Origin of the sequence: Pseudocnuella soli (assembly GCF_004347775.1) — a bacterium.
Classification (GTDB): Bacteria; Bacteroidota; Bacteroidia; order Chitinophagales; family Chitinophagaceae; genus Flavisolibacter; species Flavisolibacter aquaticus.
Map to the genome: position 1 here is coordinate 4,489,827 of NZ_CP037755.1, position 25,151 is coordinate 4,514,977.

Consider the following 25,151-nt stretch of genomic DNA (forward strand, 5'->3'; position numbering starts at 1 on the left):
CCTAAACCTTTGACTTATGAAACAACGCTTTTTACTCCTGCTCATGGTTGCTGCATTTGGCTGGAACACAGCCGGCGCACAGATCCGCGAAGTGCCCAAAGCTGTTAAAGATTCTTTTGCAGTGCAGTTTCCCGGTGCAGGCACGCCCAACTATATTGATAACATTGTAAATGTGCAGGTGAAATTTGAGCACAACGGCGAAACCAAAATGGCCACGTTTACCAATAAAGGCCAATGGAAAGAAACTGAACAGCCATACGATTTTGAAAAGCTAAATGCCGATGTAAAAGACGGCTTTGAAAAAAGCCGCTACAGCGGCACCGACTGGAAAGTGGCCGACACCAAACTGGTTACACGCCCCGCCGGCGTGGAACTGTACCGCGTAAAAGTGGAAAAGAATGACGTGCAGAAAAAGTATCTCTACTTCAATGCGTCGGGCAAACTGGTGCACGAAAGTATTACTCTATAGATCTCAAAAAGGGCTGCACACCGCAGCCCTTTTTTATAGAAATAACGGCACTATGCTTAGGCTCAATTTCAATAAAAAGAAAGTTCAATTTCTTATTAAAACCGGTTCACTTTCCGTCATAACCATGATCTACTGACTACAAACTCCAGACTCCGAACTCCCCTCTTCGTGCTCCCTTTGTTCCTTTGTGTCTTCGTGGTTCAACACCCCCTTCCAAACTTTTGTTTTTCTCCTAACACGTATTCACCGAAATTTAGACCCACTTAAAAAATTGTCCGTTCGCATGAAGAAAAATCTGAGCTTATTTCTCGGGCTCCTGTGTGTGCTGGTGGCAGGCGCACAGCCCGACCGGTGGCAGCAAAAGGTAAAGTACACCATGAACATTGACATGGATGTGCAAACCAACAAGTACAAAGGCACGCAAAAACTGGAATACTGGAACAATTCGCCCGACACCCTCGACCGAGTATTCTTTCACCTGTACTGGAATGCATTTCAGCCCGGTAGCATGATGGATGCCCGAAGCCTGCGCCAAGGTTCGGTAGTGATGCGGCAGGACCGCAATGGCAACGATATTGGCGACTGGGATGCACGGGTTCGCGACCGCATTTCCAACCTCAAGCCCGACGAGATCGGTTATAAAAACGTAACCTCCATTAAAATGGATGGCCGGGCACAAAAAACAAAACTGCACGAAACCATTTTGGAAGTGCAATTGGATAAACCCATTGCGCCCAAAAGCAAAGTGGTTTTTGATATGGTCTGGGATGCGCAGGTGCCCCTGCAGGTGCGCCGCAGCGGCCGCGATAACCCGCAAACTGACGTTCGGTACACCATGACGCAATGGTATCCCAAACTGGTGGAATACGATTACAACGGCTGGCATCCCAACCCATACGTTGCCCGTGAATTTTATGGCGTATGGGGCGATTATGATGTAACCATCAACATCGAAAAATCATACATCTTGGGTGGTACTGGTTACCTACAAAACCCCAATAGCATTGGTTATGGGTACGAGGCCAAAGGTGCCAAAGTAACCCGGCCTGCAGGTGCTAAACTGTCCTGGCGCTTTGTGGCACCCAACGTGCACGATTTTGCATGGGCCGCCGATCCGCAGTTCAAGCATATTAGCCGCGACATAGCGAACGGACCCACCATTCATGTGTTGTATAAAAACGAAAGCAACGATGCCCGCCAAGAAGCGGCATGGAAAGAAATTGCCGATGCAGCAGTAGCGGTGTATCCTTTTATTAAAACAAATTTTGGCGCATACCCGTGGCAGCAATATTCGTTTATACATGGCGGTGATGGTGGCATGGAATACCCCATGAGCACTATGCTTTCCGGCCCAAGCCTGGGCACTGCATTTCATGAGTGGATGCACACCTGGTACCAGGGACTGATGGGTACCGACGAAGCGCAGTATGCATGGATGGACGAAGGCTTTACCGAGTATGCCACTAACCTGGTGGAAGAATTTTACCGCCAAGAGGTATTGCAAAAGCGCCTGGCCGGCAACCCAGCCGAACAACGCAAATCCGACTCGCTGGTGGCTGCCGCATTACCGCTGTATCATGCGCCCAATTACAACAGTTATTTTGGACTGGTAAAAAGTGGCCGCGAAGAACCGCTGACCACGCATGCCGATCATTTCAATACCAACTTTGCTTATAGCATTGCATCGTATTCGAAAGGCAATGTGTTTCTGGAGCAACTGGGCTACATTGTTGGCGCTCCGGTTCGCGACCACATCCTGCTCGAGTACTACAAGCAATGGCGTTTTAAACATCCCAACGTGCACGATTTTGTGCGGCTTTCGGAAAAGGTAAGCGGCATGGAACTGGACTGGTACCAAGAGTATTTTGTGAACAGCACCAAGACCATTGATTACGGCATCGACAGCCTGTGGGAAGCAGGTGGCGCTACGCAAATCCGTTTGCGCTGCATTGGCCAAATGCCCATGCCGATGGATGTGAAAGTAACGTTCAAAGACGGCACATCGGAGTGGCACTATGTGCCCATGTACCTGCAGTTTGGCGAGAAGCCGGCGGAGAAAGGACAGGAAGGCCGCAAGGTGTATGAATCTTGGAAATGGACACATCCCACCTATAACATCAACACTGCAAAACGCCTCACCGATATTATTTCCGTTGAAATAGATCCGTCGCAACGCATGGCGGATGTGGAACGGAGAAATAATAAGCTGGAATTGAAGTGGTAAATTTTTAAATACAAAATGAAAATGCCCGCAACAAGTTTTGGTTGCGGGCTTTTTTGTGGGCGTAGCCCACACCTGATGGTAGCAAATATTTGAGCAAGCGTTGATGTTGGGCGTAGCTCAACCCGATGCCGATTGAAACCATTGATGACTTAAAGGAACAGGGTTGATCTACGATCAACCAATTTCGGTTATGCGTTTTGTGCTACCGACAGGTGTGGGCTATGCCCACAAAATGTTGCTGAAACAAGAAACACCGCTGCGATACTTTTTTATCGTTTACCCAAAATAAACCGCTGTATTGACTGATTACCCATTCGTTCGCGGCTTCCACGGAATTTCGGCTGCGCCTAACAGTTGACCTGCGTAGCGGGCTAACGTAAACAGGTAGTCGCTTAGCCGGTTGAGGTATTGAATCACCAGCGGTTCCACCGGCACGTCGTGTTGCTGCAGCCCCACCGCCAGCCGCTCAGCCCTGCGGCACACGCAGCGGGCAATATGAATGGAGGAAACAGTGGTATGCCCGCCGGGTAAAATAAACGACTTCATTTCGGGCAGCTGTGCTGTCATAAAATCGATGCGCTGCTCCAGGTGATGCACATCACTTTCATACAGGTCGGGCAACTGCATTTTGGTGCCCTTTTCATGGTCGGTGGCCAGCATGGAACCAATGGTAAACAGCCGGTCCTGGATCTCTTTCAATTCATCGGTAAACCTCGGATCGGCCATCTGGTCGTTGATCATTCCGATCCATGAATTCAGTTCATCCACGGTGCCGTATGTTTCAATCCGCAAGTCGTTCTTCGGAACTTTGGTACCGCCAATCAATCCGGTATTGCCACCGTCGCCGGTTTTAGTATAAATCTTAAACGCCATGATTAAGGGTTGATAATAATGGAAGTGAGGCAAGGCAAAATTCAAACATAAAAATTCAAAAAAGGTTCGCTGATCGAACAGCCACTCTTTTGAATTTTGCCTTTTTACTTTTTACTTACAACTGCACTGCAGTGGGAGTTTCTTCTCTTCGTTTATCGCTTTCCAGCACGCCATCGCGCAGGCGAATAATGCGGCGGGCATGGTTGGCAATATCTTCTTCGTGGGTTACCAACACCACGGTGTTGCCACCCGCATGGATTGATTCAAAAATATCCATGATCTCGTACGATGTTTTTGTATCCAGGTTGCCGGTTGGTTCATCCGCCAGAATAATCGACGGATCGTTCACCAGTGCACGGGCAATGGCCACACGCTGGTTTTGGCCGCCACTCATTTCATTGGGGCGGTGGTGGCTGCGGTCGGCTAGGCTTACTTTTTCCAGCACCTGCATCGCTTTTTCCATCCGCTCCTTTTTGGGCACACCCGCATATACCAGGGGCAGTGCCACATTTTCCACAGCAGTAAGGCGCGGCAGCAGGTTGAACTGCTGAAATACAAAACCAATTTCCTGGTTGCGAACATCGGCCAGGTCGTTGTCGCTCATCCGGCTTACGTCTTTGCCGTTCAGTATATAAGTACCCCCGGTGGGTGTATCAAGGCAGCCCAAAATATTCATCAGCGTACTTTTTCCCGAACCCGAAGGTCCCATCAGGGCTACATATTCGTTTTTATAAATATCCAGCGAAATGCCTTTAAGCACTTCGATAACCTGGCGGCCCAGAAAGTAATTTTTGCGGATGTCGCTTAGATGAATAATGCCGGCCATGCGGTATGGGTTGTTACTTTTTGATCACTTTAGGTACCTGAAAATATTGCGCATCGTGGTGGGGCGCATTGTGCAGCGCCTGCTGGCGGTTCAGCATATCGCCGGGCACATCATCGCGCAACACGTTTACCGCATCGCTCATGTGCATCAGCGGCTCCACGCCGGTTGTGTCCAGCTCCCCTAATTTATCAATGAAGCCAATCATTTTCTGAAGGTCGCCCTTGATGGCTTCCCGCTCCCCATCGTTGAACTCCAAGTGGGCCAGCGTGGCCAGTTTGTCTACCAATGCGTCGTTTACCTGCATCCAACAAATATAGCCAGAGTTTGGTGTTTGCCTCCTGCCCATGTTCCTGCAAAAATGAAGGCGCCATATATTTACTTTTATACAAATGCAGTAAACAACAAGCGTGTTTGCAAAACGTTTGCGCCGCCGAAAAAAGGTTTTTCCGCACACTGCCGCCAACTACCAACAACCAACTACAAACTATCAACTATTTTTGCCGCTCTTATGAAAGAAATTGTTGTCAGCGGCATCAGGCCCACCGGCTTTTTACACCTGGGAAATTATTTTGGCGCCATGCGCAATTATGTGCGCATGCAGGAAGCGTACGACTGTTATTTCTTTGTGGCCGACTGGCACTCTTTAACAACCCACCCCGATACAAAAGAGCTGCGCGACTCGGTGCAGCGGGTACTGGCCGAAAACATTGCAGCCGGCCTCGATCCCGAAAAAGCCTGTTTGTACGTGCAAAGCACCGTGCCCGAAATTGCGGAACTGTACATGCTGCTGAACATGATGGCGTATAAAGGCGAGCTGGAAAAAACAGTGACATTTAAAGAAAAAGTGCGCCAGCACCCCGAGAACGTAAATGCCGGCCTGCTTACTTACCCAGTGCTGATGGCCGCCGATATATTAATTCATCGCGCTAAATATGTGCCCGTAGGTAAAGACCAGGAGCAACACCTGGAAATGACCCGCAATTTTGCGCAGCGTTTTAACCACCGCTATGGCGACCTGTTTCCGGAACCCGCTGCCTTTAACTACGGCAACGAGCTGGTAAAAGTGCCTTCGCTGGATGGTACGGGTAAAATGAGCAAAAGCGAAAACCAGATGGCTACGCTGTACCTGGCCGACAGCGATGACCTGATTCGCAAAAAAGTGATGAAAGCAAAAACCGACAGCGGCCCCACCGGGCCGAACTCTGAAATGCCCGATTATATCCAGAATATTTTCCAGTTGATGTCGCTGGTGAGTGAAGAAAGCACCACGCAAAAATTCCGCGACGATTTCAACAACGCCAACATTCGCTACGGCGATATGAAAAAACAACTGGCAGAAGATATGGTGCGCTTTATTGCACCCATCCGCGAACAGTCGGAAAGGATTTATGCTGATAAATCTTATTTGAATAACGTAATTGCACAAGGCGCTGAAAAGGCAAGAAGCAGTGCCCGCCAAACCATTGAGGCCGTCCGCGAAATGCTTGGACTGGCCTATATTCGCTAACCTGCACCAAACCGCGGCAAGGCCGCATGTTCCAAAATCGCACCGTTCTTTATGCCTAAGAATAATAAGCCCCAACATATTGCCATAGCCGGAAACATTGGTGCCGGCAAAACCACGCTGACCGAACTGCTGTGCAAGCATTACAAATGGCTGCCGCATTTTGAAGACGTGGACCACAACCCCTACCTCAATGATTTTTACGAGGACATGCCACGCTGGAGTTTTCAGCTGCAAATCTATTTTTTAAACAGCCGCATCCGCCAGCTGATCGATATTCAAAAAGGCTCCGACACGGTGATCCAGGACCGCACCATTTACGAGGATGCGCAAATATTTGCGCCCAACCTGCACGAAATGAACCTGATGACCAAAAGGGATTTCGAGAACTATTTTTCCCTGTTTGAAACGCTGAAGGCCATGGTAAAACCGCCGGATCTGCTTATTTACCTGCAGGCGTCGGTGCCGACGCTGGTGGGGCAAATTCAAAAGCGCGGCCGCGAATATGAAGAGAACATCCGCCTCGACTACCTGAAACGCCTGAACGAATATTACAACAAGTGGATTGATAGCTACAAAGAAGGCCCGCTGCTGGTGATTAATGTGGATGAAAACCGCTTCCAGGAACGCACCGAAGACCTGGGCAAGATCATTTCTTCGATTGATGCGGAGTTGTTTGGGTTGTTTTAGGGGAGACGGAAGTCCGAGGTCGGAAGACGGAAGACGGAAAAAGATTTTAAATTTTAAATAAAAGGTCCTGCAAGCATCGCTGCTGCAGGACCTTTTATTTGTCTAATCTGTTTTGTTTACTTACCAGTTCGGTCTTCGGACTTCCGACCTCGGTCTTCCGACTTCACACCCTTCCCTATGGATAATTCATATACGGCGCGGTATCATCCAGCAGCGCTTCAATGAGTACCAACCATTCTTCCTGGCGGGCCTTTTTGCGGCTGTGGTCGGTTTCACTGTCGTACTGTTCCTGGAAAGCTTCCTTTTCTTTTACCACGCGGTAATAAATATCGTTGATGTCTTTCTTGAAAGTTTTTGCATTGAAGCGGTACAACTGCAGCTCGTTGTGCAATTTGCGGGCATAAATTTCCGTGATGTCGAAATGCGCCTGTTCATGCGCCAGGATGTATGGCGTACGGAGCAGGCCCCATGAATGTTGTTTGGAAAAAGCACAGGAAATATCGTAGAGAAACTGGTTGTTCTTTACGCGGTATGAAATGCCCAGCGAAGTGCTCGTCAATGCTACGGCTTCGGTGTTGCGTACCGGCACGCTTTTAAAGTCCTCCCAGGTAAGTTTGCGGTCCGATTTCCAGGCCATCATGGTTTCATCTTCGGTAACGGGAGCCACGGGCAGTTCGGCGCTGCTGAGGGCTGCTGGCGCAACGGCGGTTTGTAAAAAAAGCAGGGATACGGTAAGCAGGTGTATGAGGTGATTCATAGCCAAATGAAAATGGTGGTGTTTTCAAAAAGGTATTGCCGCCATCAAAAACAACAAGATCAATCGGTGCAGCACATGCGCTTTGGAGGTCTATTATTTTGACAGCCCCCTAAAAATAAGCAGGACAGTTATTTTAATTACGTTAAAGGTTTATAAAAACGACGACGGCCGTTTTTGGGCCGGTGGCGGCGTAAAATGGCAGGTCAAAAATGGAAATGCCCATTTGAATTAGACCAATAAATCCATCCTGCTTTTTTGTTTTGAAACTTTCCGTCTGACTTATTTCGGCGCTTTGAGGTATAGCCGCCAGGCAACCAGCCCAAATACAATATTGGGGATCCACGCGGCCAGCAGCGGTGGCAGGTTTCCTTTTACCGAAAACACGGTGGAGAACCGGTCGGAGATAATGAAAAGCGATGCGATGCCAATACCAATGGCGAGGTGTAAGCCGCTGCCACCGCGGGTTTTGCGGCCGGCCACAATAGCACCGATCATGGTTAAGATAAGCACCGTAACCGGTGTAGCGCTGCGGCGGTATTGCTCCACTTTCAGCGCATTGAGGCCTTCGGTGCCGCGCAGTTCTTCCTTTTCAATATAGGCTGTTAGTTGCGGCGTGGAGAGCTTGTCTTTTACAAATTCGTCCTTGCGCAGTTCTTCGGGTTTCAGGTTCAGTTTCAGGTGCATTTCGGGTTTGTACGTTACCCGTTCCTTCATGCTGTCCACATGCCGCTCCACCACTTCAGAAAGTTTCCAGTCGCGGGTGGCCGTATCCCACTGCATCCGCGATGCCCGCAGGTTGTAGGCCATTTTATTGTCCTTGATGCGGTCGAGGAAAAACGAAGAAGCCGACTTGGAAGCCGTGTCGTAATAGCGTACGCCAACATATGTGTTGGTATCAATACGCAGGTAAAAACTGGATTGCCCGCCCCAGCCCGGCGTAATGCCTTTATCGAGGTACGTTACCTCAAACTGGCTGCGGATGCCGTTGGCCGCAGGTATGGCGTAGCGGTTGGCAAACCAAAGTATGGTGGCAAAAAAAATCCCGCCAATGAGGTAGGGCCGCAGCCAGCGCTTGTAGGTAACGCCTGCGGCTAAAATGGCAATCACCTCGGAGCGGAGCGCCATTTTGGAGGTAAAAAAAATCACCGCAATAAACACAAACAGCGGGTACAACAACCCCCAGATGAATGGGATAAAACCCATATAATACTGCATGAAGATCTGGCCGGTGGAAAGCCCGGTGCGTACAAATTCATCCGTTTTTTCGCTGCTGTCCACCGCCACGGCAATAACCGTAAACAGCAACATGCAAAACACAAACGTGGTGATGAATTTGCGCAGGATATACCAGTCTATCTTTTTGAGCATTGCAGGGCGAAGTAAAGTATTTTGAGGCAATAGGGCCGGTAAAGAAATGATAAGTTTTAGCGGCAATAAACCGCCTGCTTTTTAAACGGGATCAAAGATTACTGGGCAGCACCTCGTACGGCTTTTCGTGTTTAGCGGCAAGAATAGAAGCAATTTTATAGATCAATACTGCAATTAAAAATACCGGAACAATAAAACCTTCGTCAATCCAAAACGCAAAACGGTACACTTTAGCATCACGCGGATTATGATAGGGAAATAACACTGTTGGTTCATCGCCATTTTCAAGTGCTACATTATGATCTACAAAAATGTAGCTGGTATCATCAACAGGAAAAATGATCTGCGGACGCAATACTTCGGTGCTATAAACACTGCTCGAACGTTTCATGCCTTGTTTTACCACGGGAATCTGGTCGATCACTACTCCCTTGGTTTTGGAGAGATGCCTCAACTCATTGGTTCCTCGATTGTAACAATGTACTATCAACACCAGCAGAACCAAACCCCAGTAAATAAAACTCAGTGTAGTCTTCGCACCAGTCATCAAGCAAATAAAAAAATTATTGATGAGCTTTGCAACTCCAGCCTCAAAGCATTAAAGTCTGGTCTTCAGCACCGGGATCATTTCACTTTTCCAACTGGCAAAGTCACCGGCGATGATGTGTTTGCGGGCTTCACGAACCAGCCACAAGTAAAACGACAGGTTTTGCACCGAAGCAATGGTGAGCCCCAATAATTCATCTGCCTTGAACAGGTGGCGCACATAAGCCTTCGAATAATAATGGCTCATTTCATTGTCCAACCCTTCATCGATGGGCGAAAAATCCCGCTCCCATTTTTTATTGTCGATATTGATCACGCCATTAGTGGTGAACAACATGGCGTTACGGCCGTTGCGGGTGGGCATTACGCAGTCGAACATATCCACGCCCAGCGCTATATTTTCCAGAATATTCCACGGCGTGCCCACACCCATCAGGTAGCGCGGCTTGTTTTGGGGCAAATGCTCGCAGCACAACGCACAAATCTCATACATCACTTCTTCGGGTTCGCCTACGCTTAGGCCACCAATTGCGTTGCCCGTGGCTTCCTTCGAAGCAATGTACTCGCAGGATGCTTTGCGCAGGTCGTGAAAAACAGCGCCCTGCACAATCGGAAACAGGTTTTGCGTATGGCCGTATTTATCGGGGGTATTGCTAAAATGCTGCACGCAACGATCCAACCAACGGTGCGTCAGGTTCATTGAGTCCTGCGCATATTTATAGGTGCTGTTGGCGGGCGGGCATTCGTCAAAAGCCATCATGATGTCGGCACCAATGGTGCGTTCAATATCCATTACTTTTTCCGGCGTAAACAAGTGTTTGCTGCCATCAATATGGCTTTGAAACATCACGCCCTGTTCGTTGATCTTTCGGTTGGCCGCCAGCGAAAATACCTGGTAGCCGCCGCTGTCGGTAAGTATCGGTCGGTCCCAATTCATAAAGCGATGCAGGCCGCCGGCAGCTTCCATTGTTTCCAGACCGGGGCGCAGGTACAGGTGGTAGGTATTGCCCAAAATAATCTCCGCGTTTACTTCGGATTTTAATTGTTGCTGCGCCACCGCTTTTACGCTGCCAATGGTGCCTACCGGCATAAATATGGGTGTTTGAATAGTGCCGTGATCGGTGGTGATGGTGCCGGCACGGGCCGAGGTTTTCCCATCGGTATGTTGGAGGTTGAATTGTAAGGCTGCCATAAATGGGCGCAAAGGTAACCAGTGATGTACAGGATTACAGAAAGATTTGAATGATTAATTAATGCTGACGCTGGCTAAGTTTTGAAAAGCAGGGAGCGAAGCCAGGAATACACATTGACTACTAATTAGTTATTATTTATTTTATAAATCAATACCATCTTTGACAGTAGACCAATAGTATTAATCCTTATAAAATCATGTGCATCACTGGTTCGGGATATATACTTTTGCACCCGTGATGGGTATGGAGCGATTATCTTTCCGATCCTTGTAAAATCCTGCCCATCACGGGTTAATATGCTTATGACTGTGGGACTGCTGCTGTTTGGCGTTTTTGTGCTCGTTACCGGCATTCAGCTTTTTTACTACCTCTATTTTTTCCGCAGACTTGCTTTTTACAAAAACCCGCCGCCCCGCAGCCAGTCGCTGCAGCACCCCGTTTCGGTGGTGATCTGTGCCCGGGACGAAGCCGCCAACCTGGCCCAAAACCTGCCTACCGTGCTGGAGCAGCAATATCCCACCACCCACGAAGTAATTGTGGTAAACGACAACTCTTTTGATGAATCGCGGTACCTGCTGGGCGACCTGCAAAAGCAACACCGCAAGCTCAATATCATCGACCTCACCCAGGAAGCCAAACTGATCGACGGCAAAAAATTTCCACTGTCCGTAGGCATCAAAGAAGCCCGCCACGAAGTGCTGCTGCTCACCGATGCCGACTGTGCGCCTGCATCGGAAAACTGGATGTATAAAATGCAGGATGCTTTTGGCCCCGGCGTGGAAGTGGCCCTAGGTTATGGCGCTTACGTCAAACAACCCGGCCTGCTCAACAAACTCATTCGCTTCGAAACCTTTCATACGGCGCTGCAGTACCTATCGTATGCCCTTGCGGGCAAACCTTATATGGGCGTGGGCCGCAACCTGGCGTACCGTAGAGGCACTTTTTTCCGCAACAAAGGTTTTGCCTCCATCAACCATGTACCCAGCGGCGACGACGACCTTTTTATTAATAAAGTAGCCACGAGGGATAACACTACGGTGGTGCTCGACCCGGAGGCATTTACCTTATCGCTGCCGAAGCAAACCTGGACCGATTGGGTGCGGCAAAAAACAAGGCATTACACCACGGGCAAATACTATAAAAAAAGCCACCAGGCCCTGCTTGGGCTGTACACGCTGTCGTTCATGCTGTTTTACCCCTTGTTTGCTGCATCGCTTATTTTTTACGACTGGCGCTGGGCCCTAATTCCGTTCCTGGTGCGCATCGGCGTGCAGGCCATTGTTTGGGATAAAGCCATGAAACGCCTGAAAGAAGCCGACCTCTATCCCTGGTTTGTACTGCTCGACCTGTGGATGTTTATTTACTACCTCATTTTTGCCCCCACGCTGTGGAAGCGGCCGCGCAAAAGCTGGAAGTGACGGGAAGAACGATGAATTATTGATGATGAATTCTTAATTATTGGGGGCAATCGAAATTCATAATTCATCATTCCACTTCGTCATTCGTCTGTTCCTTGTTCGTCTGTTCGTTATTCTATTTGATTTCCGGCGCCAGCAATTGGGCGTGGCCCAAGCCTGTTGGTAGCAAAATGGCTTTTACAGATTGCTTTAATTATCGTTGATCGTAGATCAACACCGCGAACCGGTGAAATATTGCAAAAAAGCAGCTGGTGGATTGGTTTGGGCTACGCCCAAAATATTTTTCCTACTGGATGTGGTGCTACCAACAGGTGTGGGCCATGCCCACATTTTTTGCCCGCTGCCTGTTCTGCTTAATTATGTTTAAAAATGTCAGCTACGGCTACATCTCGAACATCATTCATTAATCATCATTTATAATTCCTGTCCTCCCTGCGTCTGTTCGACATTCCTTGTTCGTCTGTTCTTCTGTTCTCAAGGCCTACCTTTGCCGCCATCATGGATGTTCTGATCAAATATTTCTCCGGCTTTACCGAACAGCAGCAGCAACAGTTTGCGGCACTTGAAAATTTGTACAAAGACTGGAATGCCAAGATCAATGTTATTTCCCGTAAAGACATTGATGCGTTGTATGAAAAACATGTCCTGCATTCGCTGGCCATTGCTGCGGCGTTCGATTTTCCGGCAGGCAGCCACATCATTGACATCGGTACTGGTGGCGGGTTTCCGGGAGTGCCGCTGGCCATTTATTTTCCCGAGGTGCGCTTTCACCTGGTGGACAGCATCGGTAAAAAATTAAAGATCATCGAAGCGGTAAAGGGAGCGCTGAACCTGCAGAACATTACCACGCAGCATACCCGCGCCGAAGAAATCAAAAACCAGAAATTCGACTTTGCGGTATCCCGTGCGGTAGCGCCGCTCAAAGATTTGTGGCAATGGGCCAAGCCGCTATTGAAGAAACGCGATTTTACCATCCAGGAAGCAGGCGGCATTTCGGTGGTGCGCTCCGGGCTTATTTGCCTCAAGGGCGGCGACCTGGCTCAGGAAATTTTTGAAAGCAACACCAAGCCGCAAATGATGGAGATCAGCCGGTTGTTTGAAGAGGAATATTTTCAGGAAAAATACATGCTGTACGTGCCGGCTTAAGGCAAAAGTCAAAATTAAAAAGTAAAAAAACTGGTTCCCAAGCGGACGTCTTTTTTGAATTTTGCCTTTTTAGTTTTGCCTTACTCCGCTGTTTCCGGCACCAGGATTTTTCCGTCTTTCATCGTAATCATCCGGTCGGTAAGATGCGCCAGTTCTTCGTTGTGCGTTACAATCAAAAACGTTTGGTTGAACTCTTTGCGGAGGTCGAAAAACAACTGGTGCAGGTCGCGGGCATTGGCCGAATCGAGGTTGCCCGTTGGTTCATCGGCAAACACTACGCTGGGGTTATTAATCAGTGCCCGGGCCACGGCCACCCGCTGCTGCTCGCCACCCGACAGGGCGCCCGGTTTGTTTTCGGTGCGGTGGCTCAGCCCCAATAGCTGCAATAAATCAAGTGCACGTTTGCGCACCGCCGCTTTATTGCCGCCCTGTATCCAACCGGGAATGCACACATTTTCCAACGCCGAAAACTCGGGCAGCAGGTGGTGAAACTGAAACACAAAACCCACATGGCGGTTGCGAAACTGCGATAACCTATGGCCATCCAGGCGGCTAACGGTTTCGCCAGCCAGCACCACATCGCCGGCGTCGGGTTTATCAAGCGTGCCCAAAATATGGAGCAGCGTACTTTTGCCGGCACCCGATGATCCTACAATGCTGACGATCTCGCCGGGCTCCAGCGAAAGATCCACGCCTTTGAGCACTTCCACGGTTCCGTATCGCTTATGAATATTTTGTGCGGTCAGTATTGCCATAGTTGGGGCTAAAGGGCCCAAATATCCGTAAACTGGCGGAGCATTGAACGCATGAATGCATAAAGTTTGGGAAAAGCAACAGCTGTATTTACCGGTTAACAAAATGTAGCAGTAATGAGCTGGCTCCAATGTGCGGCGCCAAAATGGTACAATCTTCCGGCTATTTATAAACATTCAAAGGCGGCATTTCAGCTGCAGATAAAACCTCATTTGGTAATTTGGCATTTACCTTTACTTTTGCCGAAAATTGGCCCCTTTTACCCCACCAAAACTGGCATAGAATTAGGGCCAAACCAAACCATTAACAGCAAAAACAGCGATAAAATGTTCTGGACACTTGAACTAGCCTCCTACCTCGAAGACGCGCCATGGCCCGCAACCAAGGATGAGCTGATCGACTACTCCATTCGCTCTGGTGTTCCCATTGTAGTGGTGGAAAACCTGCAGGAACTGGAAGACGAAGGAGAAGTGTATGAAAGCATCGAAGACATCTGGCCCGACTACCCATCGCAGGAAGGCTTTATGTTCAACGAAGACGAATACTAAAAATCTTTTTTCCTTTTACAAGCCGCCCCCATCCGGGGCGGCTTTTTTTGGCGCATCACTACACGGCAAACAAAAAGCCCGCAACCGGTAAGCTGCGGGCTTCTTGTTGTATGTAAAAAAATTACTCGCTTTTGTTGGCAGCTTCAATACCGTTGATGATGGCCTCACTTACACCCACAAACGAAAATCCACCATCGTGAAACAGGTTTTGCATGGTGATGTATCGGCTCAGATCGCTGAACATAAATACGCAGTAATTAGCGCAGGCCTCGGCCGGTGCATTGCCCAGCGGGCTCATTTTTTCTGCGTATTCTATAAAGCCGTCGAAGCCTTTAACGCCGCTGCCGGCAGTAGTGCGTGTTGGCGATTGTGAAATGGTGTTGATGCGCACTTTGTTGCGGTTGCCGTAGTAGTAGCCAAACGAACGGGCCACACTTTCCAGCAGGGCTTTGGCATCGGCCATTTCGTTGTAATCGGGGAAGGAGCGCTGTGCGGCAATATAGCTCAGTGCCACCACCGAACCCCATTCACTCAGGGCATCCATTTCCCAGGCAGTGCGCAGCACCCGGTGCAGGCTCATTGAGGAAATATCGAGGGTTTTTTGGTTCCACTCGTAGTTGATGTCGGTGTATGGTTTGCCTTTCCGCACATTCAGGCTCATACCAATGGAGTGCAGCACAAAATCGATCTTTCCGCCAAAATGCTCCATGGCACCTTCAAACAACTTTTTCAGGTCGTCCATATTGGTGACATCGGCGCCAATTACGGGTGCATTTACCGCTTCAGCCAGCTTGTTGATCTCACCCATGCGCAGAGCCACCGGGGCATTGGTGAGCACCAGTTGTGCGCCCTGCTCGTGGCAGGCCAGCGCCGTTTTCCAGGCAATGGATTTTTCGTCCAGCGCACCAAAGATGATTCCCTTTTTTCCCTGCAATAAGTTATTAGCCATTTGCTCTATTTTTCTGGATTGTTGCTAAACAGTCGGTTATAAGAAGGCCCAAAAGTAAAGGATTCTGCTTTTAACCCAACCAAATGAAGGCTAACGGAAAATGCCCGTCCAGCTATATAAAATAAACCCAATACCATACACTACGGCGATGGGCACCAGCACCGGCGCAAATAAGGCACCCAGCACCGAAACAAGGCCCAATGCCACCAACAGCATGGCCGCACGTTGCCGGCGCAACAACCCTTTCCACCGCAGCGGAAAAACCATTTCGCCCAGCGGGAAAGCTATGGTAAGAAGTAAAATGCCGGCCAGTTCCAGCGATACATTTTCCGGCACAGCAGCAGCCACCGACGGCACCTGCGCCACACCCAGCAAAGCCAAACCTGCAACCAGCGCCGACACCACCGAAATGGCCGACCAGCGCTCCGATAGCGTAACGGCATGTTTGCCTAAAGGATGAAACAAGAGCACGAAGTTGCAAATAGGCCCGATAGTCCACGAAGTAACCACCAGCAGCAGGTACACCGAAACCGGTATCCACACCAGTCCTTTGGTGCTTTCGCTGGCGCCCAACGCACCACTCACCACCCGGAACAAAACATACAGGATGATAGGCGCAGCTGTTTGCCATTTTTTGCCCTTGTTGTGCAGCCAAAAACTGTATTGCAGCAGCCAGCGGTACGGCGCCACATTCGATTTGAGTGCCTCTTTCAAGCCGGAGCGGGCACCATCGTTGTTCGGGTTCAGCCGCAGCGTTTCCCTGAAATGGTGCTGCGCATCGCGGTGGCGGCCTTTTTCCAAGTAGTTCCAGGCCACTGTCAGGTGTGTGAGCTCGCTGTGCGGGTCCACGGCCAGCGCATCCTGCATGGTTTCCATCGCATCGTCGGTGCGGCGTAGTTTATTGAGCGCCCTTGACCGGGCATTGAGGCTGGTGAGGTTGTCGGCTTCCAGGGCCAGGCCTTCGTTGGCTTTTTCCAAAGCCGCTTCCCATTGCCTTTGCGCCAGCAGCACGAAAGCCTGCATACCGTAATACTCTGCTACATAAGGCTGCAGCCCCACGGCGGTTTCGAGGTGTTCCAGCGCCGGTGCGTATTGCTCTTGCTGGTAATGGCCATAAGCCAGCAGGTAATAATAAAAACTGGCCTCGGGCCTGATGGCCAGCGCCTCGCGGATAAAACCCATACCGTCGGGGATATGGCCCAACTCAAAAGCGCAACGGCCCAACAGGGCCAGCGCTGCATCGTTATAGGGTTCCTGGGCCAGCACTTCCCGTGCGGCCACTTCTGCGTCTTTTGCACGTCCCTGGGCAAGCAACAAGCCGGCACGATCGAGCAGCACACCGGTATCCACCATTATTTTTTCACTTTTAAATACTGCAAAATATCGTCGTACAGGCCCGACTCGTTGGCGTACAGGGCATAGTTGCGGGCCGATGCCAGCCACTCCAGCGTGGTGGCCCGGTGTTGCTTTGCCGCTTTCAGCAGGTCGGCGGTTTCAATGGGCTGAATGGCGCCTTTGGCTAACGAATCTTGCAGCTTTTGCTCAATGGCAATATCGATGATGGCCTTCAGGTCGGCACCGGAATAATTTTCGGTAACGGCGGCTACTTTTTGCGCATCCATACGGCCCACTGGCTTTTCGTGCAGCATGCCTTCCAGCATTTGGGTTCGGGCTTCGGTATCTGGTGGCGCAACAAAAATCACCCGGTCAAAGCGGCCCGGGCGGCGAAACGCAGCATCCACATTCCACGGGGCGTTGGTGGCGGCCAGCACCAGCACACCTTCGTTGTTGGTGGCCACGCCGTCCAACTCCGAAAGAAACTGGTTGATCACGTGGCGCAGGGCATTGCCTTTCATATCGTTCCGGCTGGCGCCCATGGCGTCCACTTCATCAATAAACAACACACAGGGCGCATTGCGGCGGGCAATTTCAAAAATCTCGTGGAGGTTTTTTTCGCTGTTGCCCATCCACATGTCCAGGATATCGTGCAGGCCGATGGAGATGAATTTAGCATCGATCTCACCGGCCGTGGCTTTTGCAATAAAGGTTTTGCCACAGCCCGGCGGGCCGTACAGCAAAATGCCGCCACCCGCCTTTTTACCAAATGCCTGGTACAGGTCGGGGTTGCGCAGCGGCTCAATAATTTTCATCGAAATTTCCCGCTTTACCCGCTCCATGCCGCCTACATCTTTAAATCGCACTGACGGTTTTTGCAAAAAATAAGCATCGTCTTCAGGCAGCAGGCCGTCTTCGTCTTCAAATTCAAAACCGTTTTGGGCCGGCATGCGCAGTTGGGCATCCAGCTCTTCATCGCTAAATCCGGGGTTGAGGGCCAGCACCCGCTGGTATAATTCTACCGCATGGGCGGTGCTCCGCTCGTGCAACAGGCATTTTATATAACGTACCTGGTCGGGCAGCGAAAGTTCGTCGGAGAGCTGTTCGTAAATAACAATGGCAGCGGAACATTTACCCGTGGCATGATAGCAGGCCGCCAGGCCCAGCTTTGCATCGCGGTTGCCGTAGCTTTTTTCCAGCACCTGCTGATATTGTTTTCCGGCATCATCAAACAGGCCATCCTGCAGCATCAGCGCGGCCACATGCATGCGCAGCGGTATATTGTCGGGCGATATGGCCAGTGCATCCAGCAGGTTTTGAATCACATCATTTTTCATAGCAGCGGAACCGGGGTTGGTGTTTGAAACTAGTTGCTTTGCGTTGGTTGTATAGCGGAGCTTAACAGGCCGGCCGTTTAAATTACATTTAATTGCAGCAGCAAGTAGGCAAATATATCTTTTCGGGCCAAAGGTGAAAAGAAATGAAGCTACCGCCGGTAAAATTGTTTGCGCCGCAGCCGGCGGCCCCAAAAGAAAAGCTCCGGCCGCACCGGAGCTTTTCCCTTAGCCTGCCACCACCATTTCGCGGGCATTTTCCAATGCCGCAGCGGTGGGTTTTTCGCCACTCAGCATTTGCGCAATGGCCACAATGCGGTCTTCAGTATTGAGCAGGCGAACGCCGGTGGTAACGGCGCCGTTTTGTACGTTTTTAAACACAAAATAATGCGCATCGGCACGGCCGGCGATCTGCGGCTGGTGCGTGATGCAGATAACCTGGCGGGCACCGGCCAGCTCCTTCATGATGATGCCTACCTGCTTGGCGGCTTCGCCGGAAATGCCGGTATCAATTTCGTCGAAAATAAGCGTGGGCAGGTTGATGCTCTGCGCCACCAAGGACTTGATGCAGAGCATGAGGCGGCTCAACTCGCCACCGGACGCCACCTTGCGCAGCGGGTTAAAATTGTTGCTGCGGTTGGCATCGAAGAGAAATTCCACTTCGTCAAAACCGGTGGTGTTGAGTGCTACTTTTTTAATGGAAACCCTGATGCGGGCATTGGGCATGCCCACCTGGCGCAGCATGGCGTCTACTTTTTGCTCCAGTCCGTCCACCACTTTTTTACGGGCGGCCGATATTTTTTCGGCTGCTGCTTCGGCTTCGCCTAAAAGGCGGCTCCATTCCGCTTCGGCAGACTTTATTTCCTCGTCGATGTGGAGCACGGCCTGCAACTTTTCTTCAAGCGCAGCTCTTATTGCCAGTAGCTCCGCAGTGGTTTTAACGCCATGTTTTTTCAGCAATTTGTATCCCAGCGAAAGCCGGTCGTTGAGTCGCTCAATAGATGCCGGGTCAAAATTGATTTCGTTGTGGATGCGGTCGGTTTCCTCAGCAATGTCCTGCAGTTCTATATAAGCCGACTCGAGGCGTTTTACCAGGTCGGGCAGGTCGCGGTGCAGCTCAGCGTATTGCTGCAGGCCGCTGCACAAGCCTTTAAGCTGGCGGGTCAGCGGTTCCTCGCTTTCTTCCAGCCCATAATATGCTTTTGCCAGCGCTGTTTTTATGCCTTCGGCATTGTTCAGCAGTTTCAGCTCGTTTTCCGTTTCTTCCAGTTCGTCTTCCCTAAAACCAGCTTCGTCCAGCTCGTTGAATTGAAACTGGTTGTAATCGGCTTCTTTATCAAACTGGGATTTTTGTTCCCGCAATGTTTCGAACTTGCTTTTGGCTACCTGCGCCTGCGCAAACAGGCGGCGATAAGCTTTTAGCGCAGGGCCATTCCCCGCCAGCGCATCCAGCACTTCGCGTTGAAAATCGCTTTCGCCCAACTCCAGGGTATCGAATTGCTGATGCAGGTCCACAAGCAGGTTGGTAACCTGTTGCAGTTGGCCCAAGTTCACCGGCGTATCGTTTACAAATGCGCGGCTTTTGCCGTTGGGTGCAATTTCGCGGCGCACCACCACCTCCTCACCCATGTCCAAGTCGGCTTCGTCCATCAGCTGGGCTAGCTCTTCGCTTTCGGGTGTAAAAATGCCTTCCACCACGCATTTGCGGTCGCGGTGCAGCAAGGCGCCGGTTTCGGCACGCTGGCCTAAAATAAGGCCCAGCGCACCCATGATGATGGATTTACCCGCACCGGTTTCGCCGGTAAGTATATTGAGGTTGCCCGAGAATTCAATTTCCAAGCTTTCGATAATGGCGTAGTTGGTAATGTGCAGTTTTTTGAGCATAGGAGAAAAGTTCCATCGTTCACCAGTTCACGTGTTCACGAGTTCAGGGTGCAGGCGGCTTGCCTCCAACTTGTGAACACGTGAACACGTAAACCTGTGAACTGTTGCCGGAACGGGCAGCAAATTAATCAATGCGGTGCAGATTGCGGGGCCACCGTTGCTGTTGTTTTGATAAAAAAAGCCGCCCCTTGCGGAGCGGCCTGTACCAATTTTCAACAGGGAAATTATTTTACCTCAACGCTGTCGTTCAGGTCCGAATCCACCAGGATGCGGCCGCAGTTTTCGCATACCATAATTTTCTTACGCTGCTTGATCTCGCTTTGCTTTTGGGGCGGAATGGAGTAAAAGCAACCACCGCAGGCATCACGCTCAACCGGCACTACGGCCAGGCCATTGCGGAAGTTGTTGCGGATTTTGGTGTACGATGCCAGCAGGCGCGGATCAACGTGGCTGCGGGCTTCTTCAGCCTTGTCCTGGAAACCTTTCTCCTCTTCTTCGGTAGAAGTGATGATTTTTTCCAGCTCGCCTTTTTTGTTGGTCAATACGCCTTCTTTGTTGGCGATGGCCTTTTTGGCACGCTCCAGCAACACTGCTTTTTCAGCAATTTCTTCGTTGGCGTCTTTGATGTGTTTTTCGCAAAGTTTTACCTCGAGCTGCTGCATCTCAATTTCTTTATTGATGGCTTCAAACTCGCGGTTATTTTTTACGTTCTCGCTTTGTTTTTCGTACTTGGCAACCAGATCCTGGGCTTCCTTGATGGCCGCTTTCTTTTGCTCGATGAACTCGGTGATGCCGTTGATCTCTTCCTCAATGCGGATCTGGCGGGCATGCAGCCCCTGGATTTCGTCTTCCAGATCGGCCACCTCAATGGGGAGCTCGCCTTTCAGCACACGGATCTCGTCGAGGTTCGATTCGATTTTTTGTAAAGCTACCAGTGAAGAAAGTTTTTCTTCAACCGAAAATTCTTTAACGTTAGCCATATAGAATTGTCTGATTTGTAATTGTTTAGTCGTCAAACGTGAAACGTCAATTGCGAAATAACTATCGACGAAAACGCCTGGTTAAGCCGCAAATCTATTGCCGATTCACGTTTGACGTTTCACGAAAAATACCGCACCGGATTGGTATTCACGCTTGTTTTAAGGACGGCAAAGGTAGGAATTTTTGAATGCAAATGCTCATGAAGCAAATCGATGGTGGCGGCTTCGCTTTCGTAGTGGCCGATATCGGCGAGCACCATGCGGCCATCGGCGTCGAAAAACTCGTGGTATTTTACATCGGCGGTTACGTAAAAGTCGGCGCCCGTGCCCAGCGCTGCCCCGGTTAAAAAAGAGCCGGCACCGCCGCAAAATGCCACTTTTTTTACCGCCTTGCCGCGCAGCGCCGTGTGGCGCACCACCGGCACGCCAAAGGTGGTTTTCAGGTGTTGTAAAAATGCGGCTTCATCCATTTCGGTTTCCAGCTCGCCAACAATGCCCGCACCAATGCCCTGGTGCACATTTTCCATCGTAAAAATATCGTAGGCTACCTCTTCGTAAGGATGGCTTTGCTGCAGGGTCCGGACGATTTGCGGCTCGAGGTAAAACGGATACACGATCTCGATCTTGGTTTCCCGCTCCTCGTGCCGCTTGCCCACTTCGCCCACAAAGGGGTTGGCGCCGGCCTCAGCTTTGAAAGTGCCGGTGCCTTCGCTGTTGAAACTGCACTCGGCGTATTGGCCTATGTGGCCGGCACCTGCATCAAAGAGGGCCTGGCGAACTTTTTCGGCGGCATCCAAAGGGGCAAAGGTGATGAGGCGGCGCAGCACTTTTCGCTTGGGCTGTAAAATAGAAATGTTTTGCAGACCTAGTTTTTCTGCTGCCTTACCGTTTACACCCAGCAACACATGATCTAGGTTTGTGTGGGCTGCATAAATGGCGATGTCGGCCTTAATGGCCTCAATGATGGCCTGCTCAATGTAATTTTTACCATTGATGCGCTTCAGTCCTTTGAACACAATTGGGTGATGGGCAACAACCAGATTGCAGCCCTTTTGTTTTGCCTCGCGGATCACCTCCGGAGTAGCATCGAGGCAAACCAGCACACCGGTGCAAGGCCACTGGCGCTGGCCGGTAATCAGGCCCGCATTGTCCCAGTCTTCCTGAAGTTCCGGGGCAGCCAACCGCTCCAGGTGCACCAAAATATCCTGAATGATCATAATCAAGTGTTTAAAAACAGCCTTTTCGAAGTGTAAAGTGTAATTTTCAATTGGGCTCAAAACAACGCCGAAAGGTAGGTTTTTCTCCCTTTTAAAAACTGCTTCAAAACCATTTGCCTGCTTACAAAAATTGAACATATACTGCGCTCCATGCGCCAATGGGTGTGGCCTTCGCCGTACCGGTCGCTGGAAAATATCCAGCGGATGCAGGCAGCTAAACGCCGCCGCCTGCTTGTGCGCAGCATGGTAAAAGATGCACTGTTACTGGCTTTGGGTGTGCTTTCCGCCGGGTTTGGATTGCGGGGTTTTATTATTCCCAACAAGTTTATTGACGGCGGCGTAACGGGTATTTCGCTCCTTACCAACCAGCAAACCGGCGTTTCAGTGCCCCTGCTGATTGTTTTGTTCAACATCCCGTTCCTCTTATTGGGCTACCGGCAAATCAGCCATATTTTCAGCCTGAAAAGCATTATTGCCATTGCCTTGCTGGCCTTGGCGGTAGCGTTTGTGCCCTACCCCAATGTTACCAGCGACAAACTGCTGGTCGCTCTTTTCGGCGGCTTTTTCCTGGGAGCGGGCATCGGGCTCAGCATTCGTGGCGGTGGTGTAATTGACGGCACGGAGGTGCTGGCCATTTTTCTCAACCGGCGCTACAGCCTTTCTGTTGGCGATATCATCCTGGTGTTCAATATTTTCATTTTTTCGGTAGCAGCCTACCTGCTGAGCATCGAAACTGCCATGTACTCCATTCTTACTTATTTGGCCGCATCCAAAACGGTAGATTTTATTTTGGAGGGCATTGAGGAATACACGGGGGTCACCATTATTTCCAGCCGCAGTAAGCAGGTGGCCAGTATGATCAAGGAAAAATTGGGCTGGGGCCTTACCATTTATTCGGGACAGCGGGGTTTTGGCAAAAGGGGCCACAGCGACCAGCCCGTGGATATCATATTTGTGGTGATTACCCGGCTGGAAGTGAACCGCCTGAATACCGAAGTAGGCCGTATCGACCCTCAGGCATTTATCGTGATGCAAAGCATCCGGGACACCCGTGGCGGTATGGTTAAAAAACGCAGGTTGAAGGAATGAAACGGAAATTCGATTTTTCAATTGCCTTCATTTTGGGCTTAAAAGCCCATCTGTGGCATTGTGTTCCACTTTGTTATATGCTGTTCTTTGTTAAAATGATACTTTTGGGCAATGGCATCGACCATAACAATGTATCAAAAGTACCGTGAAAACATGGAACGGGTGGCCGACGTTCGCTTTGCAACTGCCGTGTTGCAATGGGACCAGGAAACCTACCTGCCGCCAAAAGGCGCCGCTACCCGTGGCCGCCAGATCAGTACGCTGACCGAAATGGCGCACCGCATTTTTACCGATGAACAATTTGGCGGATTACTTCAGGAACTTTTATCAAAGGATGACCTCACCGGCGACGAACGGCTAAACGTAGTGCAAACCTGGGAGGATTACAGCCGACAGCAAAAATATTCGCCCGAGCTGGTGCGCCAGCTGTCGGACGCCTCCAACGCTGCTTTTCACTCATGGATAGAGGCCCGCAAGGCTAATAGTTTTTCCCACTACCTGCCCGACCTGGACCGGCTGGTGCAATTAAAAAAGACCGAGGCCGATGTATTGGGTTACGAAGGCCATCCCTACAATGCCTTGCTGCACGAATATGAAAAAGGCGCTACAATTGCGCTGCTCGACCGGACATTTGATTCACTGTTGCCGCAACTGAAAGCCTTGCTGGATCGCATTTTAGCGAAGCCGCAGGTGGACGACCAATTTTTGAAACAACATTTCCCCGCACAAAACCAATGGGACTGGGGCATGTGGCTGGTAGCACAACTGGGCTACGACCTGGAAGCCGGCCGGCAGGACCGGAGCGAACACCCGTTTTCGATTTCTTTTGGTGCCGATGATGTACGCATCACCACGCGGATAGACGAGCAGGATTTTGCAAACATGACCTGGAGCTGCATCCACGAAGTGGGCCATGCGCTTTATGAACAGGGTTTGCCCCGGGCATCTTATGGGCTCCCGGCCGGAGAAGCTTGTTCGCTCAGCATCCACGAATCGCAGTCGCGGCTTTGGGAAAATAATGTGGGCCGGAGCCAGGCGTTTTGCCACCATTTTTTGCCCCATATAAAAAAATATTTTCCACAGCAGTTTCAATCGATAGATGAAAACCAGTTCTTTAAGGCCATCAATAAAGTACAGCCATCGCTGATCCGCACCGAAGCCGATGAGATCACGTACCATTTTCACGTGTACATACGTTATAGGCTGGAAAAAGGACTGTTGGAGGGAAGTTTAGCCACGGCCGACATACCCCATTTTTGGAACGAGCAGTACCAAAAACTGCTGGGTGTAACCGTGCCCGACGACCGCCAAGGCTGCCTGCAGGATGTGCACTGGAGCCATGGGTCGTTTGGATATTTCCCTACTTATAGCCTGGGCAGCTTGTATGCCGCGCAGTTTTATGCAGCGGCCGGCAATGCCCTGCCCCATTTGGAAAACCAAATACAAGGGGGTGAGATAGCTGGGTTGCTGGAATGGTTGCGCCGCAATATCCACCAAAGAGGGCGGCTGCAAACCAGTGAAGAGCTGTGCAGGGAGGTAACCGGGGAAGGGTTGAACCCCGCTCATTTCATGAGTTACATATTGGATAAGTACGGAACGATATATAATTTGTTATCTTGAATCAACTGCTATGAAGCGCATCCTCCCCTATTTTACGGCCCTAATTTTGCTATTGGGCTGCAAAAAAGCAAAAGAACAGATTGCCGAACAAGCTGCAGGTAGCTTTTTGGACGGCACTGAGTGGAAAGTGACTGCTTTTTCGGAAGGATCGAACAATCTGGATGGTGCGTTTCAGCCGTACCATTTCCGGTTTAATAAAAACAATACGGTTGATGCCATACGCAGTAACGCCACTGAAGCCACCGGAAGCTGGAAAGCCGACGTGGTGGCCCGGACCATTGAATCGCAGTTCAACGCCACGGCTGTCCACCCGTTGCCGCTGTTGAGCACCCGTTGGAATATTACCAAAAATACCCTGACCACGCTTTCAGCAACCGCTACTGTTAGCGGTGTTGTACGAACCCTACGCATGGAAAAATTATAAGAAA

General features: G+C 50.3%; 24 protein-coding genes. 10 read left to right on the plus strand and 14 right to left on the minus strand.

Annotated elements, in window-relative coordinates:
• The first annotated feature begins 16 nt into the window (after positions 1–16).
• Entirely contained in the window at positions 17–469 is a 453-nt protein-coding gene (locus tag EPD17_RS18475) for a PepSY-like domain-containing protein (protein ID WP_132055964.1), read from the plus strand.
• Between the two features lie 283 nt (positions 470–752).
• A complete protein-coding gene (locus EPD17_RS18480) occupies positions 753–2,693 on the plus strand; it encodes a M1 family metallopeptidase (RefSeq protein ID WP_132055965.1) in 1,941 nt (646 codons plus the stop codon).
• 306 nt (positions 2,694–2,999) lie between these two features.
• Here the strand turns inward: EPD17_RS18480 and EPD17_RS18485 are convergent, their stop codons facing one another.
• From EPD17_RS18485 to gatC, 3 genes are all read right to left on the minus strand, one after another.
• Entirely contained in the window at positions 3,000–3,566 is a 567-nt protein-coding gene (locus EPD17_RS18485; protein WP_132055966.1) for a cob(I)yrinic acid a,c-diamide adenosyltransferase, read from the minus strand.
• A 115-nt stretch (positions 3,567–3,681) separates the two neighbouring features.
• A complete protein-coding gene (locus EPD17_RS18490) occupies positions 3,682–4,392 on the minus strand; it encodes an ABC transporter ATP-binding protein (protein WP_132055967.1) in 711 nt (236 codons plus the stop codon).
• Positions 4,393–4,405: 13 nt separating this feature from the next.
• The gene (gene gatC, locus EPD17_RS18495; RefSeq protein WP_114235415.1) at positions 4,406–4,696 is read right to left on the minus strand and encodes an Asp-tRNA(Asn)/Glu-tRNA(Gln) amidotransferase subunit GatC; all 291 of its coding nucleotides are present in this window, start codon (positions 4,694–4,696) and stop codon (positions 4,406–4,408) included.
• A 204-nt stretch (positions 4,697–4,900) separates the two neighbouring features.
• Here gatC and trpS point away from each other — a divergent pair, with 204 nt between their 5' ends.
• Both trpS and EPD17_RS18505 read left to right on the plus strand, forming a co-directional pair.
• A complete protein-coding gene (gene trpS, locus EPD17_RS18500) occupies positions 4,901–5,899 on the plus strand; it encodes a tryptophan--tRNA ligase (RefSeq protein WP_132055968.1) in 999 nt (332 codons plus the stop codon).
• A 51-nt stretch (positions 5,900–5,950) separates the two neighbouring features.
• Complete coding sequence (locus tag EPD17_RS18505) at positions 5,951–6,586, plus strand: deoxynucleoside kinase (protein WP_132055969.1); 636 nt, start codon at positions 5,951–5,953, stop codon at positions 6,584–6,586.
• 175 nt (positions 6,587–6,761) lie between these two features.
• Here the strand turns inward: EPD17_RS18505 and EPD17_RS18510 are convergent, their stop codons facing one another.
• The 4 genes from EPD17_RS18510 to tgt form a co-directional block, all read right to left on the minus strand.
• Complete coding sequence (locus EPD17_RS18510; protein ID WP_132055970.1) at positions 6,762–7,343, minus strand: DUF922 domain-containing protein; 582 nt, start codon at positions 7,341–7,343, stop codon at positions 6,762–6,764.
• A gap of 279 nt (positions 7,344–7,622) precedes the next feature.
• Positions 7,623–8,711 (minus strand): LptF/LptG family permease, encoded by a 1,089-nt coding sequence (locus EPD17_RS18515; protein WP_114235412.1) that lies wholly within the window; start codon positions 8,709–8,711, stop codon positions 7,623–7,625.
• Positions 8,712–8,802: 91 nt separating this feature from the next.
• Positions 8,803–9,258, minus strand: coding sequence for a DUF3592 domain-containing protein (locus tag EPD17_RS18520; RefSeq protein ID WP_204743219.1), 456 nt, complete (start codon positions 9,256–9,258; stop codon positions 8,803–8,805).
• 51 nt (positions 9,259–9,309) lie between these two features.
• Positions 9,310–10,449: a tRNA guanosine(34) transglycosylase Tgt gene (gene tgt / locus EPD17_RS18525; RefSeq protein WP_132055972.1), complete on the minus strand. Its 1,140-nt coding sequence runs from the start codon at positions 10,447–10,449 to the stop codon at positions 9,310–9,312.
• A gap of 303 nt (positions 10,450–10,752) precedes the next feature.
• On the opposite strand from tgt, the gene EPD17_RS18530 reads away from it, so the two are divergent.
• Entirely contained in the window at positions 10,753–11,868 is a 1,116-nt protein-coding gene (locus EPD17_RS18530; RefSeq protein ID WP_240040671.1) for a glycosyltransferase, read from the plus strand.
• A gap of 498 nt (positions 11,869–12,366) precedes the next feature.
• Positions 12,367–13,014 (plus strand): 16S rRNA (guanine(527)-N(7))-methyltransferase RsmG, encoded by a 648-nt coding sequence (gene rsmG / locus EPD17_RS18535; RefSeq protein ID WP_132055974.1) that lies wholly within the window; start codon positions 12,367–12,369, stop codon positions 13,012–13,014.
• 80 nt (positions 13,015–13,094) lie between these two features.
• Here rsmG and EPD17_RS18540 read toward each other — a convergent pair whose 3' ends face one another.
• Positions 13,095–13,769, minus strand: coding sequence for an ABC transporter ATP-binding protein (locus EPD17_RS18540; RefSeq protein WP_240040672.1), 675 nt, complete (start codon positions 13,767–13,769; stop codon positions 13,095–13,097).
• A 324-nt stretch (positions 13,770–14,093) separates the two neighbouring features.
• On the opposite strand from EPD17_RS18540, the gene EPD17_RS18545 reads away from it, so the two are divergent.
• Entirely contained in the window at positions 14,094–14,315 is a 222-nt protein-coding gene (locus EPD17_RS18545) for a DUF2795 domain-containing protein (protein ID WP_114235524.1), read from the plus strand.
• A gap of 121 nt (positions 14,316–14,436) precedes the next feature.
• Here the strand turns inward: EPD17_RS18545 and EPD17_RS18550 are convergent, their stop codons facing one another.
• The 6 genes from EPD17_RS18550 to EPD17_RS18575 all read right to left on the minus strand — a co-directional run bounded on the left by EPD17_RS18550 (position 14,437) and on the right by EPD17_RS18575 (position 22,014).
• Positions 14,437–15,264, minus strand: coding sequence for an enoyl-ACP reductase FabI (locus EPD17_RS18550; RefSeq protein ID WP_132055975.1), 828 nt, complete (start codon positions 15,262–15,264; stop codon positions 14,437–14,439).
• Between the two features lie 90 nt (positions 15,265–15,354).
• Positions 15,355–16,617 carry a tetratricopeptide repeat protein gene (locus tag EPD17_RS18555; RefSeq protein ID WP_132055976.1) on the minus strand — a complete coding sequence of 421 codons (1,263 nt, stop codon included), beginning with the start codon at positions 16,615–16,617 and terminating at the stop codon, positions 15,355–15,357.
• Positions 16,617–17,936 (minus strand): AAA family ATPase, encoded by a 1,320-nt coding sequence (locus tag EPD17_RS18560; protein ID WP_132055977.1) that lies wholly within the window; start codon positions 17,934–17,936, stop codon positions 16,617–16,619. Before EPD17_RS18560 ends, EPD17_RS18555 begins: the two co-directional genes overlap by 1 nt.
• Before the next feature lie 225 nt (positions 17,937–18,161).
• The gene (gene recN / locus EPD17_RS18565; protein WP_132055978.1) at positions 18,162–19,817 is read right to left on the minus strand and encodes a DNA repair protein RecN; all 1,656 of its coding nucleotides are present in this window, start codon (positions 19,815–19,817) and stop codon (positions 18,162–18,164) included.
• A gap of 224 nt (positions 19,818–20,041) precedes the next feature.
• Positions 20,042–20,797, minus strand: a complete 756-nt coding sequence (locus tag EPD17_RS18570; RefSeq protein WP_114235404.1) for a zinc ribbon domain-containing protein — start codon at positions 20,795–20,797, stop codon at positions 20,042–20,044.
• A gap of 119 nt (positions 20,798–20,916) precedes the next feature.
• Positions 20,917–22,014 (minus strand): Nif3-like dinuclear metal center hexameric protein, encoded by a 1,098-nt coding sequence (locus tag EPD17_RS18575; RefSeq protein WP_132055979.1) that lies wholly within the window; start codon positions 22,012–22,014, stop codon positions 20,917–20,919.
• A gap of 150 nt (positions 22,015–22,164) precedes the next feature.
• Here EPD17_RS18575 and EPD17_RS18580 point away from each other — a divergent pair, with 150 nt between their 5' ends.
• The 3 genes from EPD17_RS18580 (at position 22,165) to EPD17_RS18590 (ending at position 25,147) form a co-directional block, all read left to right on the plus strand.
• A complete protein-coding gene (locus tag EPD17_RS18580; protein WP_132055980.1) occupies positions 22,165–23,103 on the plus strand; it encodes a YitT family protein in 939 nt (312 codons plus the stop codon).
• 111 nt (positions 23,104–23,214) lie between these two features.
• The gene (locus EPD17_RS18585) at positions 23,215–24,723 is read left to right on the plus strand and encodes a carboxypeptidase M32 (RefSeq protein WP_132055981.1); all 1,509 of its coding nucleotides are present in this window, start codon (positions 23,215–23,217) and stop codon (positions 24,721–24,723) included.
• A gap of 10 nt (positions 24,724–24,733) precedes the next feature.
• Positions 24,734–25,147 carry a hypothetical protein gene (locus EPD17_RS18590; RefSeq protein WP_132055982.1) on the plus strand — a complete coding sequence of 138 codons (414 nt, stop codon included), beginning with the start codon at positions 24,734–24,736 and terminating at the stop codon, positions 25,145–25,147.
• The last annotated feature ends 4 nt before the right edge of the window (positions 25,148–25,151 follow it).